Genomic DNA, 13,885 nt, shown 5'->3' on the forward strand with positions numbered 1-13,885 from the left:
GATTACAGGCTAGCCACGTCCGGTGGAAGTCTATTTATCGCGGATAACGATAAAAATAACTCAATTAGTCTGGAAAGTTCGTTGGAAGAGGGAAAACTAAATCCTGACTAAAAAAAATAGAGCTAAACATGCACTATTTAAGTGCGAGCTTTTTACTCACCCACACCCAAAATCCCCCTTAAAAAGTCAGGAATCAAAATTTATTTTTGTTAAAAGCAGCCAAGACGTGAGTTAAATCTAGCTTAATGAATTTAAAAAATGCAGTAACGGCGAAATACAGATTCAAACCTCTCTATCTTCAACATAAAAGACCTAGCAGTCAGCAAAATTACTCGGTTAATAGACTAGATTTTTCTGGGTGTGGATACAGAGAAATGGTACTTATGAATATTCTGTTAAAAAGGTGTAACACTAATTACAAATTTCTCTACTTGATACAAAAAAAGATTTGACCATTAAGTCCAGCCACTCTATTGCCAGAAGTAACAAATTATTTTCACCTTATTAGTACATCGCAAACGACCCACTGGTAAGCTGGCCAGCAATGCCTTATCAATTCGTCAACTGCAAATTCAGCGCTAGGATGCATCCAGTCCCTTACCCGCTTGCAGATCAAGAGTCTGCTTTGCCCCCAAGTGTGATTACTTGATGCATCTCAGAAGCATCGAGGGTTTCTTTTTCTAGTAGCGCTTGTGCCAGGGCATCGAGCTCCTTGCGATGGCCCTGTAGAAGATTCTGGACTTCCGCCTCTATTGCGCTGACCAGGGCGATGACTTCGTCATCAATAATCTCAGAAGTATGCTCACTGAAATCTTTTTGCTGCGCCATTTCCTTACCAAGAAAGATATGCTCCTCCCCGCGCCGAAAGGCCACGGGTCCAAGTTTCTGACTCATACCCCAGTGCGTTACCATATGCTGGGCCAAGCGGGTGGCCTGCTTCAAATCGGACTCTGCCCCACTGCTGACTTCATTAAACACGACCTGCTCAGCCACCCTACCCCCCAACATCACACCGATGCGATCACGCAGGTAGCTCACTTTCATGTTGTGGTGATTTTCTAGTGGAATCTGTTCTGTTGCCCCGAGGCTGTGTCCCCTGGGAATAATAGTGGCTTTCTCCAACGGATCGGCATGGGGTAGTAGCATCGCAGTGAGGGCGTGGCCAGCCTCGTGATAGGCAACCGTCTTTCGATCTTCCTCCCCCATTATCACTTCCCGTTCGCCACCAAGTACTACTTTGTCCCTGGCCTGTAGCAGACAATCCATATCCACGGCTGTCCTATTTTGCCTTCCCGCCAACAACGCGGCTTCATTAATCAGGTTTTCCAAGTCCGCCCCGGCGAAACCCGCCGTTAAGGCAGCCAAGCGCTCCAGGTCGACCTCCCCATGTAGTGGGACATTCTTAGTATGAATACTTAGGATGTCCCTTCGAGCAGGCCTATCCGGTAAATCCAGGGTGATCTTGCGATCAAAGCGTCCAGGGCGAAGCAGTGCCGCATCCAACACATCGGGACGGTTGGTTGCCGCTATCACAACCACCGCCTCCTGGGGATCAAAGCCGTCCATCTCGCCGAGAATCTGATTCAGGGTTTGCTCACGTTCATCGTGTCCCCCTCCCAGACCCGTGCCGCGCGCCCGCCCTACTGAATCAATTTCATCGATAAAAATGATTGCGGGAGCCTCTTTCTTGGCTTCAGCAAACATATCCCGCACCCGCGATGCCCCGACACCGACAAACATCTCTATAAACTCCGAACCACTGATACTGAAGAAGGGAGCATCACTCTCTCCTGCCAAAGCCTTGGCCATCAATGTTTTGCCTGTACCTGGGGGGCCCATCAGCAGAATACCGCGAGGAATCTTTGCCCCGAGTTTACGGTAGTGTTCAGGGTCTTTTAGGTATCCGGCTATTTCTTGCAAGTCCCTCTTGGCATTGGCAAGGCCAGCCACATCAGCAAAAGTCACTTCGGATTCACTGCGTTCATAGCGTTTGGCCGGTGACCGGGCAAAACTGAATGGATTGCCTGGGGTCATGGCGCCCATTCGGGCCTGCATCCGGCGCCCCAACCAAACCAGCAAGGCAATTATCAAAACCCACGGCAACAGCAAGATCGCCATCCTTTGCCAAAATCCGCCCTGGGATGATTCCGCTTCAATTATTACCTGCTGCTTTTCCAGTAAGGGCATTAACTCTGGGTCCTGCACCGGGGGTATGGTCGTCTCAAAGCGTTTTTCTTCTGGCTTCTGGGCTTTATCTTTAGTCTCACTCTTTCCCTCGGGCTGCTTACTGGCTACTTGTTTGAAGACTCCAGTGATACGCTGTCCTTCAAAAAGTACACTGGCAATTTCCCCCTTGCTTAGCGCACTCTTAAAGTCACTGTAAGATAAAACCTCTCTTTCTGAACCAAACTGCCCATTCGAACAGTATTGAAGAGTGAGGATCACCAGGAAAAGGAGTACGACATACTGCAGCCAACCAAGTGGACTCTGCTGAGACTGGCCAGAGAGAGGGGAACCTGGCTCCTCGGCAGGTAACTTCTTCCCTTTCTCATCTTCATCCGCCATTGCCATAAGATCTCACTGATATTGGGGTAGCCTACTATCCAAAAATTGAAGCGCAGTCCCTTTATGCTGGAACAATCAGTATAGTTCTCCGCCAACTATGCTGAGCCGGCATATGTATAGGCCCATAAAGCCTCGGGCTAACGAATGAGGGCGGCGCTCAGCGGTCTCAATCAACCCCTCCTAAAGGCCTGTAACAACTATTGTTAAAAAGAACTTGCAAACTCTCGTTCCACGCGGCAAAATTCGCGCCCTGTCGAACTCTCTGGCCCTGCGCCAAGGGGCGAAAAAGTTCGATAAGTTGCGGATTTTTAAAGGATTTTCCTTAAAAGCAGTTGACTTAAGCAAATCAACTGACTATAGTTCGCACCCATAACGCGCTCGTAGCTCAGCTGGATAGAGTACCTGGCTACGAACCAGGCGGTCGGAGGTTCGAATCCTCCCGAGCGCGCCATACAAAAAGGGCCTGTAACGCAAGAAGTTACAGGCCCTTTTTATTTTTCTGACTTTTTACCTACCTTATAGCTAACAACCTTCAGCTAAGTTAGCTGGCAAGATAGCCGAGCTTGGCTAGTCCCTGAAAAATTGAAAGAGCCTTGATAACAACCGAGGCCCCTTCACTCGCCGTACAATACGGAGATTCTCACACCTGCTTACTTGCAGATGTTCTCCTTCTGTACAACATCATATTTCTTCAACAACTCCTGATAGCGGCCACTGCTGCACAGCTTGGCAAGCCCACTATTGAAATCATCGCGCACCTTCTGATCACGGAACCCTACACGGAAATCGGTCATTGGAACGAAGATCGGGAAAAGATTAACCTGATCCATTTTATGTCCCATTTTATTACTCAAATGCTTAAACAGCTCCATATCTACAACCGCCACCACGTCTTTCATTTTCCAAAATTGAGCGACAAGATCGGGGGCTGTTGGAGCCTGAATAATATTCTGGCGCTGCGTACCATTGGGTCCATACATCTTTTCAAATTCCGGCCCTAAATCCATAGGCCCTCCCTGCCAAGTAATCACCTTCTTACCGGCCAAATCAGCAATGCTATCAATTTTCATTTTATCGGTAGCTTTGGTAATCGCGTAATTGGCAAAACTGATCATGTTATTAGAGTAAAAAAGACCATCATCTTTCTTCATCACATTAACAGCTGCCTGTACTTTACCCTGCTCAAGGGCTGGGGCTGTCTCTGCAAAACCCATCTGTTCAAACTGCACCGAATACCCAGGCAGCGCTTCCCGTACAATATCGACCTCCAAGCCACTGGTAGCATTGTTGATCACATAGGGGGGAGCATCGCCAGCTATTGCCACCTTTAAGGGTGTGCCGCCCGATTGGGCAACCGCCTGAACAAGAACACCGAACATCAACCCGAGAAAAACAACAACGGAGCGCATACGCATAACCATCTCCAAAGCGACAGAAAAATCACCCAGACGCCCTAAGTGTTGACACCGAATAGCTATTTATCAAGTCGCATCTTTCCACCATAGAAACAGACTCATACTCAGCCACCCCCTATGCCAGACATATTTTCTAGCCAAAGAACTTGAAAACGGCACGTAATCCCCCCAACTCAGAAAATAGTAAAGCGGTATGGCTATAGACCCCTATTGAAAAACTCTCAACATCAATCTTTTTCCTGAGAACTGCAAAGTCAAACTTGTATTTTGCTCAACCAGGTTTATACCCCCCGCTAGAATCCCAAAGAGACTGAAGCAAAGGCCAGCCAGTATGGTATCGATTCAGAAACAACTCACTAAATATAAAAGAACTCTACACAATACAGATAATCGCAATAATCTGACAATCCTAGACTCACTATTGAACATTGAGTTTCGAGAAGTAAGAAAGTCTGGTCGCAGCTTTAATGTTAAATCGATAGCCTCAATGGTACAGATGGAGAAAAACTGCAAGTGGATAGCTCACAGTCAAGATCATAAATACATAACACTCTCCGACCCCCTTCGGTTACGTCTTTATCGGACCGATCGGCAGGAAAATTTCTATGAGTTCTGCAAGCCACCCTCTATTTGGGTATTCAATAAACGGCAGAAACAAATAAAGTACCACCAAGGTACGACCTGTGAAACTTTTTCTATAGACGAGAATAATTCAGCCAGACAGCAGGCACATAATCTATGAGCGCTTTTATTGCAATTATCCTGCTCGCCCTGGCAATTTGGTTAATACCGATTCTTTATCGCCGCTGGCGCATCAACTATCGACGTGCACAAGTACTGACTCAGGAGCAGTTACAGCTTCTCAAGGAAGCACTTCCTCTATATCACTATCTAAATAGTGGCCAGCAGAAAGAACTACGTGGAAATATCGCACTTTTTCTTCATGACAAAGAATTTGTCGGCTGCGACGGCTTACAAGTGAATGAAAAAATGAGAGTCACGATCGCCGCCCATGCATGCCTTCTACTACTGGGTCGTAAAAACGAGTGTTACCCCAACCTCTACACCTTACTACTCTATCCGGACACTTACGTTGCCCAGGAAACTCACAGAGAGGGTTATATAGAGACCCACAAGCACAGCGCACGGGAAGGCGAGGCACACTATCGCGGCCCCGTAGTGCTCTCCTGGGGTGATTTGGAGGAAGATTTAGAGTTCCCTCAGCGAGGACACAATGTCGCTTTACATGAATTTGCCCATAAAGTAGATGAGGAAGATGGCTACTTTGATGGCCGCCCACTCTTTGAGAAGTCCAACGATGGCGACAACTGGGCTGCAGTAATGAGCCAGGAATTCCATCGTTTGCGCCAAAAAGCTGAATTTGGCCAGCTCCCCGGTGACAGTCCTTCCGTGCTGGATTTATATGGAGCCCAATCGCCCGCTGAATTTTTTGCTGTAGCCACTGAGAGCTTTTACACCATCTCCATTGCTATGCGCTCCCTACATCCAGAGCTCTACAGGGAACTGAGCCGCTTCTATCGACTGGACCCAGCAACACTGGTCGGAGGAAAAGCAGATAGTTCTCCAGGGCTATAACTCTTTCTCGTTAAATTCAACATAGAAATACAATAAGCTAGTGGCAGCTTATAAAAGAAAAATGATATCGAGCATAATTCCAGAAAACTAATACCAGGAAGTATCAATGGAAGCAATTGAGAAAGCGCTTAGCTTTATTATCGAAATAGAGAAGCTCAAAGACGTTCAACGGAAAACAAAACCAGTTGGATTGAATCGCTTCGAAAACTCCGCAGAGCACAGCTGGCATGTCTGTCTATGCGCGCTAATTTTGAAAGATTATTCAAATGACCCAATTGATATAAACCGGGTTTTAAAAATGCTACTAATACATGATCTTGGGGAAATTGATACAGGGGATACCATAATCTACTCAGGGGAAACAAACGAGACAAAGACTAAAGAAAAGAAAGGGTTAGAACGACTATTATCATTATTACCTGGAAGTATGAATATAGAATTGATGAAATTATGGGAGGAATTCGAGTCTGGAGAAACGGCTGACGCCCGATTTGCCAAGGCCATTGACCGAATCCCTCCCCTACTACATAACATTTATGGTGAGGGACACAGTTGGAAACAATACGGCATCACCAAGGATCAAATATTTTCTTTAAACGCACGTATTGGAAAGGGTAGTGAAAAACTTTGGTCTGAGATTAGTAGCATGCTAGAGGGGGCAATCAAAGATGGCATCCTCAAGTAAGGGCCTACCTGAATAGGATCAAGCATATAAATTTGAGCCATGGGCTTCCCACAGGGTAATGCTCAACTACCTTAGCCTGTTCTACAATCAATACCATTCTTGTATAGCTTCCCCTGATTGCTACCAATATCTGAATAGTTTCCAACTCCTTCTGGAATATAAATCGTGCCAAAAGTAGCCCTGCCAATCCTCGGAGCCTTTATTCTTTTTTTGCTCCACACCGCATCAGCCAATTCGCCTATTAACTGCCAACCCTTATTTAACCATCAGGATGATAAGGTTGCTCAATACAATAGGTGCACCCAAATTGACTTCCAACCCAGTAGTATCGACGGATCGGCAACGATCATAATGCGGCGCAATAGCAAGGGGGCTTGTGCCTATACCACAGCTGTCCAATGTGGCAATAAAAACATACAGATGGAGGAAATTGCTGCGATAGATTTCAAGATCTCTATTCCTGCGGGCAAATGTAACCCAACCGAGTGGATTGCTGTATACATGTTCCCCTGGTGTGGAGAATCAGGGGGATGTTGGAGCGGCGGGGAACGAGAAGTGGACTTTGTAGAAACAATGGGCCCCAATGGCCCCGGTGACCTAGCCTCCAATTGGGGAGGTCGCCCCAAGCAGGCAGAGTGGATCAACCAACATGGCGCCATCAGAGTCGATAGTGGCACTAGCCAGCATATCACTTTTACTTCCAGCCAAGTTCTCTCAGGACCCAAAAGCGGCACTTATCAATGGGACATTCGAGTGTGTGCCCCTTCAGCGACAAAGTGTGAAAACACTAATCAACTCTGGCATGCTTACCGCGAGAAAGGCCCGACTATTTTTGATAAGTCGATGATGATCGTTATTGACAACTGGGGAGTTAATCACCCACCAAGAGAGGGCTGCACTTTAGAGGTTACAAATATGCTAATCACTAAACACTTGAGGCCTTCTAAAGAGTAGGCTCAACTCTGAACATCCCTTACCACTCCCCATAAAAAAGCAAAAAGAAAGTAATTCAGCCATTTATATATAGTCTTTGAGAATATCAAAATCTCAAAAAACCGATAAAATAATTGAATCATTCTATGATCCAGCCAAAAGTTCTTTTTACGAAAAGACTTAAATAAAGCGAGTTATCAGCCGCCAAGTCGAAAGCAAGCCCTTTCATTCTTATTGATAACTTTTAATAATTGTAAATTAATAATCCTTCTTCCATTGCAATTCCACACTACCGGAGCCACTATCGCCCTCGTCCGCTGTTTTAAACTCCAGATTAAGGTCTTCGCCTATCTCTATCTGCATTTCTGCCTGCCAGGGGCTTAGGGGATCAGTACTACGTTGCAACTCTACATAGATACGGTTGGTAATATATTTTCCCAGGCTCAGAGCATACTCATCCCCCTCATCACCTTCCTCTTGCTCAATATTCAGAGTATCCAGCCGCAACAATTCCCGGGTTTTGGCTACCGGGTCTAACACAGCACGTCCGGTTTGCAAGCTGCGAACCACACTCACTAAACGCACCGCCTGCAGCGGAGAAATATCTGACAAGGACTTACCAAACAACAGCTGAGCTAAGATTTCATCCTGGGAAGCTGAGGGATCAGAGCTGAAAGTAATATCCATATCTGTTGCAGAACCAGAAATATTTGCTGTGATTTCACCGTCGCTATATTTGTAAACGCCTTCGACAAATACAGCCACTTCGTTATTTTCAAAGCGTATCTCCCCTTCCTGCAAATTAAATTTCTTACCTAGTAGATCAAAGCTACCTCTCACAATGGTCAGCTTTCCTGAAGCCTCGGGTTTGGCCGCAGTTCCACGAATATCCACCTGACCACGCAGTTGGGAATTGAGCCCCAGACCACGCACATAAGATTGCTGGTCTAAAACCACTTCCACTCCCAAACTAATCTTACTGAGTAGCGGTGGAGCGCGCTCCACTTGTGGGCCATCCACCTGGACTTCTACCACCTGGATTTCCGGAACACTGCTACCGATCCACTGTTCAATCTGTACCGCTAATGGACGTAAAGTAAAGCGCCCGGTAATTTCCGCATCCTGGCTGGAGCCGGACAGAATTGCCTCTCCCGAGATGGCACCGCGCACCCCCGGAGTATTTAACAAGTGTGCTCTATTCAGGTTTAAATTGAGGCTCATCTGTGGTGGTGACTGCTCAGGGAAGAACACCGCTCCTCCCAGGTTAATCGTACCGCCATCCACAACAGTGGCACTGCCACGCTCAATACGCCATTCCTCTGGTGTAAGGCGCATATAAAAATCGATATCGGCAATGCGCGTGTGACTGGGCCGGTGCTCATAGCTGGCCCCGCTGAGTTCTATCGCACCATTGAGCCGGGGCGCGCCAAGCGTGCCTGCACCATCAGCAGAGAAACTCAACAGGCCCCGCATAACATTTACCCTGGGGTCCATAAACTCCGCAACCACAGACAAGTCTGCAGTACCATCACTGACTAACTGCAGGGGAACATCACTTATAGGTCCAGATGGGTTATCTGCGAACAATCGCTCCATGATGGGTGTAATAAGCAGGCTAGCGCTGCTATCTACTGCGCGTCGATTGCCATGATCAGCTACCAGAGACACTTGCAACTCAGCGCCCTCGGTATACCACTCCAGGGCCATAGAGAGCGGCTGTACCTGAACCCGCCCTTTTTCCCTGCCTGGCATATAGCCGCTGAGACGCAGATCGCCCTCAAGCTGTGGCTGACGTGGGCTACCGGTAATACTCACATGCAGGGAGATATCCCCTTGATCGGGGATATTAAATGCTACCTCACGGGAGAGATCTTCCAGAGAAGCCCTACCTAAAACTTGCAGGTCCAGACGTTGTTCATTGAGGCTGCCATGGACCGACAATTGGTTACGTCCCGCCCACAAAAACTCCAGCCCCTCAACAATCAAACTCTTATCGGCATAATCCAGAGCGCCCTGCAGCACCCAGGGCTCATAGCGGTAACCGCCCTGCGCTAGCACACTGGCCCTTACCTCCGGGTTAGTAAGCGCCCCTCTAATTTCTCCATCCAGACTCAGCTCACCCTCCATAGTACTGGGCAATACTGCTCCAAACACTTCCACCAAGCTCAAGGGTAAGTTACGCACATTCACTCCCACCTGGAGCTGGTCCTGTTTAGGCTCAATTACTCCCTGCGCCTCCACCAATACGACGCCCTGCTTCCCCAGACGCTGTGCTTCCTCGGCCAGGGCTGTCAGGCGACTCGCGCTCTGCTCAGGCTGTACCGCGCCCTTGGCGATACCGGGGATAATCACTGGCGATTGCGGGCCCTGAAACTGTCGTGAACCAAAGTAGTTCATAGTGCCGTTGGCAAAGAGTTCCAGTCGCAAGCCTTGCAGGTCAATTTTTTCCAGGTTTCCGCTGGCATCACCTTTCAGGTTATAGCGGTATTCTTGAACCAGACCATCGGATTCCAGGCTGGCATTCAAGTAGGGATTAGACCAAGGGCCCTCGACACCCAGCAGCCCCTTTAAACCCAGGCTAACCCCCTGTGCAGAGACAAATCCGAGATCTTCGTAAGGGCTGAGGTTGCGAATATCCAAATGCAGCTGCAAATTCAGTATTTTTGCCTCGATATCCACCGAGCCGCCACCGAATACATTCAGCTTTTCCCCCACCAAGCTCAGATCAGTAATTGTCAGCCCCTGTAAATTACCCTTCACCTTGCCCGTCAACTCATTTTGTAGGCCTCGGTAAGCGGTAACAGCACTCACATCCCCATCAAAAACCGGTTTATCCCAGGGCCCTTTTATCTGTAGCTGAAGTTGATGCAGGGTCCCAGAGAAGTCATCGGGGATTTTTAGTGCTTCTGTTTGCGGTAAAGCAGATAGCAATCGACGAATCTCTTCAACCCCCAGCTCTTGCGCCGCTACATTGATGTCCAGGGACTTGTTGTCGGTATCAATAGCGCCCGCCGTACGAATTTGCGCACCGGCAAACGCCAGTCGAAGGGACTCCAACAGAATAACCCCCTGATCAGTATTCACCTCACCCAGCAGACTCAGTGGCTGCTCCCGATAGTGACTATTCAGCTCAATCTGACCAGAGATACTGGGTAGTGGCAGTGTACCGGATAGGGTTAAATCAGCACTAAACCAGCCACTGGGTAATAGCTCTTGCCAAGGGCGGGAGAGGGTAATTGGCAGGCGGTTGAGGTGAAGCTCAGCACTGATCTCATTTGCACCAATACTGCCTGAAACAGTGCTGCGCCGCCCATCCACCTGCAACCAAATACCTTCGGAGTGAATGCGCCAGGGAAAAAGGTCAATTAGCAGGCTACCGGTCAATGCCAATTGATGCTGGGAAAGTGGAATGGAAATAGACTCTATATCGATCTGTACCTGCTCATCGCGACGGCGCAGAGCAATTGTGCCACGTGTATCCAATGCCTGCCCTTTCGGCAGGTGTAGCTGGCGACCCACAAAGCCCTGAGCTGTTTCACTGGCCGAAAAGTCCAGAACAAACCGCCCCGGCTGCTGCTCCCGCCCCTCGGCAATAAACTGCAGATCACCGCCTTTTAACTCGCGAACTTCCAGCTGCAACTGAGTGGGCTGCCCCTCCCAGCGATACAGGCTATTAGCGGATACAGAGAGCGCTGGAATATCGCTGACTTTGCTGCTAATTAACTGCAATCGCTCAAGCTTTAACTCTCCTAAGCGAAAACTCGGCAACAGGGCTTCCCAGCTGGAGGTTTTTACTGTGTCCGCCTCATCCTCTACTACTTGTGCAGTTTCTTGCTCTGCTTCAGTCAAGGATTTAAGTAATTCATCCAGCACATCGAGATTCAGCAGAAAATCTTTGGCGGCGATACGCTCAATATTGACTGGATTACTGGAAAAACTCTGTAGCTGAAACTCCAGCTGGCTTCCCTCTGCCAGGGTATTGTTCTCAAAATCGACCCGAAGACGTTCAAAAAACCAGGCCCCGAGGCGCTCGCTGCCAATCCCTTCAGCCTCAATCGTAAGGCCGTTGATTACCTGTTCTGCACCGTAAAAAGCCGTGCGGGTCAAATTAACCCGCCCCTGCTCTGTGCCTAGAAAGTAAATTAATGAAAGCAGAATAAATAGCACCAGACCCGTGATCAGGTAGCCCCCGGCTCCGAGGGAACGCCACAACCCCCGCAAAAAGCCTCGCAAAAAACCTAGCAGTGCGCCAGCAAAGCCCAGAGCCAATACACTCCATCTGGACATCAAAATGCCTGCCCCAGGCTGACATAGACCTGGTAGTGATCATCTACTCCGTCGCGCCTATCCAGAGGAAAGGCTAAGTCAAAGCGGATAGGAGCGAAGGAGGTATTGTAGCGAACACCAAATCCCGCCCCCCAGAAGAGGTTAGAGAAGTTAGGGCGTGGATTCTCATAGGCATTTCCTCCATCGAGAAACAGGACTCCGCCCCAAGTTTCACTAAAGCGGAAACGCCCTTCAATTGAAATTTCGCTGAGGCCGCGCCCACCGATCGCATCGGACAGGGATTCCTGGCCGTCCTCATTAATTTCAACAATACGTGGACCCAACTCCTGGTACCCATAGCCTCGTACTGAACCACCCCCACCTGCATAAAAGCGTTCATCCGCCGGCAGTTCCAAATTGGGTGCGCCAGTAATGGCGCCGGCCTTGATACGCAATGCTAAAGTTGGTTCGTAGCGCGCCGATAGCGCCGTTTTATAAGCGGTTAACTGCAGGATATTTTTGACAAAAGAAGTACTGTTATTTTTGAGATCCACATAGGGCTTAATCTCCAGTGCTGTGGTGGCGCCACGACGGGCATCCAGAGGCTTATCTGTTGTGTTTAACTTAAAACCCAACGGGAACGCCAATAAATGATAATTTTCATCCGGGTCCCCATCCTCCACAGCACCATCTACTTTTTCATCCACACGGCTGAATTTCAGTTCAGCCCCACCACTGATGGTACGGTGCTTACTCAGCTTGCGCGATACCAGCCCCTTAAGGGTCAAGGCCTTGGAACTGTAGGAGTCTACATCCTCACCGGTTAAGGCCACACTCGCAGTAAAGCGCTGTTTATCCCTAAAAAAACGCGGTATGGTCAACTTACTCTCCAGAGTTTGCTTGACCTTATTCACTTTACTTTCCACTTCCAGCTTTTCGCCACGGTGAAAAATATTGCGATGTTCCCAGCTGGCAGATACACCGGGGCCCTCATCAGAGGTGTACCCCACCCCCAAAGTAATAGTGCGGTGGTTGCGCTCCTGCACAATAAAGATGACATCAACCAGACCGTTATAGGGCTCTGATATCTGGTGAGTTACATTGGAAATTAAATTAGTGCGCAATAAACGCAATTGAGCCGCATCCAGCTTACTGCGACTGAAACAATCCCCAGGGTTAATATTCAACTTACTGCGCAAATAGTCTTCTTCAACAGAAGTGGCACCAAGGATTTCTACCTCACCCACCAACACCTCTGGACTGGGTGCCACACGGTACACCAAACGTGCAGCTGCCTCCTGGTGAATCACTGTAGCTTGATAGGTAACATCGACATTGAGCAGACAGGCATTTTCATTAAGGTACCTGGTGATGGTCTGCACACCTTCGAGTACCTCATCTGCCTGTAATGGATCGCCGATAGAAATAGGCAAGCCGGGAAAGCCCGCCCGCAGATTCGCGGGCATTTCAATATCCAGGCTCTTAATCAAATACTGAGGACCGGGAATTACTTGGTAAATAATTTCACTACCCTGCACCGATTCCCGTACAGTAGCATCGTAATACCCCTCAGCGCGCAGTAATTTTTCCAGATTTCCACGCTCATAATGAGCGACATCCCGCAGGTTTTCATAACTCTCAAGGGCGCTACTATTCTTACGCAACTCATTGAGCTCTTTAGTCAATTTTTCCTGCAATTGCGGGTCGCCCTGCACATACAGTGAAAAAGCTGGAAGTTTGGAAAAAAAAGGAATGGCTACTGCCTGCTGGAAGGGCAGTAATACAAAACCGACAAGCAGGAAGGCAAAGAGAACTCGCAAAATATTAATCCGTTGACTACGGCGGCTAGTCCGCATACTCCCGGGTATCCATCCCTTCACACCTGATAATGACCCGGTACAGATATTGCCCGGGTAGAGTTTGCCGACGAGAGACGATATAGCTAATAGTCCCGTTTTAATCGCCGGCGGAGAGAAAGCAAATGGTTTATGGCTGGCTGCTAGTGCTCGGGCTGCCAAGTAACGGATTACAGTCTTTGATAATCACCCGTCCCTCGAGAATATTGCCCTTGGAGTATTCAGTAAAAATACATTGATTGGTTTTGGGGTCGTAGTTCTCGATCCAGAGGTTATCCTCTTTCCAGGTGGCGCCAATATGCCGGTAACCGTCAGGTACAGAAATACGCATCACACCACCGAAGCGTTTTACAAAGACCTGTTCATAGTGGAAGTAATAAGCCAGCCAGCCTGCAAAGAAGAAAACTGCAGCCACAATGGCGCCAATTTTCAAGCTGCCCATGCGGCTACCAGCAAAGAGGGAGAGAATAACCAGAGCGATAACCGCTGCCCAGTAGAGATAGGTAACCATACTTGCTCTTCTGCCTTGAATTTATTGGTATTACTACAGGGCAAGGGTAGCGCAGAAC

At 48.4% G+C, this 13,885-nt stretch carries 8 protein-coding genes and 1 tRNA gene; 4 read left to right on the forward strand and 5 right to left on the reverse strand.

The window, feature by feature from the left end; all coding sequences use genetic code 11:
* Nucleotides 1-612: 612 nt before the first annotated feature.
* Nucleotides 613-2,571 carry an ATP-dependent zinc metalloprotease FtsH gene (ftsH, locus tag ACJJIO_RS03780; RefSeq protein ID WP_252082722.1) on the reverse strand — a complete coding sequence of 653 codons (1,959 nt, stop codon included), beginning with the start codon at nucleotides 2,569-2,571 and terminating at the stop codon, nucleotides 613-615.
* 368 nt (nucleotides 2,572-2,939) lie between these two features.
* On the opposite strand from ftsH, the gene ACJJIO_RS03785 reads away from it, so the two are divergent.
* Nucleotides 2,940-3,016 (forward strand) — tRNA-Arg (locus ACJJIO_RS03785).
* Nucleotides 3,017-3,215: 199 nt separating this feature from the next.
* On the opposite strand, the gene ACJJIO_RS03790 is transcribed toward ACJJIO_RS03785, so the two are convergent.
* Nucleotides 3,216-3,980 (reverse strand): substrate-binding periplasmic protein, encoded by a 765-nt coding sequence (locus ACJJIO_RS03790; protein WP_444889715.1) that lies wholly within the window; start codon nucleotides 3,978-3,980, stop codon nucleotides 3,216-3,218.
* A gap of 738 nt (nucleotides 3,981-4,718) precedes the next feature.
* Here ACJJIO_RS03790 and ACJJIO_RS03795 point away from each other — a divergent pair.
* From ACJJIO_RS03795 to ACJJIO_RS03805, 3 genes are all read left to right on the forward strand, one after another.
* Nucleotides 4,719-5,576, forward strand: coding sequence for a M90 family metallopeptidase (locus tag ACJJIO_RS03795; RefSeq protein WP_444910189.1), 858 nt, complete (start codon nucleotides 4,719-4,721; stop codon nucleotides 5,574-5,576).
* Nucleotides 5,577-5,682: 106 nt separating this feature from the next.
* Nucleotides 5,683-6,261: an HD domain-containing protein gene (locus ACJJIO_RS03800; RefSeq protein ID WP_444910190.1), complete on the forward strand. Its 579-nt coding sequence runs from the start codon at nucleotides 5,683-5,685 to the stop codon at nucleotides 6,259-6,261.
* Between the two features lie 351 nt (nucleotides 6,262-6,612).
* Nucleotides 6,613-7,215, forward strand: coding sequence for a hypothetical protein (locus tag ACJJIO_RS03805; RefSeq protein ID WP_444910191.1), 603 nt, complete (start codon nucleotides 6,613-6,615; stop codon nucleotides 7,213-7,215).
* Between the two features lie 237 nt (nucleotides 7,216-7,452).
* Here ACJJIO_RS03805 and ACJJIO_RS03810 read toward each other — a convergent pair whose 3' ends face one another.
* From ACJJIO_RS03810 to ACJJIO_RS03820, 3 genes are all read right to left on the reverse strand, one after another.
* Nucleotides 7,453-11,481 (reverse strand): translocation/assembly module TamB domain-containing protein, encoded by a 4,029-nt coding sequence (locus ACJJIO_RS03810; RefSeq protein WP_444910192.1) that lies wholly within the window; start codon nucleotides 11,479-11,481, stop codon nucleotides 7,453-7,455.
* Nucleotides 11,481-13,316: an autotransporter assembly complex protein TamA gene (locus tag ACJJIO_RS03815; protein WP_444910193.1), complete on the reverse strand. Its 1,836-nt coding sequence runs from the start codon at nucleotides 13,314-13,316 to the stop codon at nucleotides 11,481-11,483. The genes ACJJIO_RS03810 and ACJJIO_RS03815 overlap by 1 nt, the downstream gene beginning before the upstream one ends.
* Before the next feature lie 130 nt (nucleotides 13,317-13,446).
* Nucleotides 13,447-13,827 (reverse strand): hypothetical protein, encoded by a 381-nt coding sequence (locus ACJJIO_RS03820; protein ID WP_252082736.1) that lies wholly within the window; start codon nucleotides 13,825-13,827, stop codon nucleotides 13,447-13,449.
* Nucleotides 13,828-13,885: the final 58 nt, after the last annotated feature.

This window comes from Microbulbifer mixtoriginis (SeqCode) (assembly GCF_052467235.1).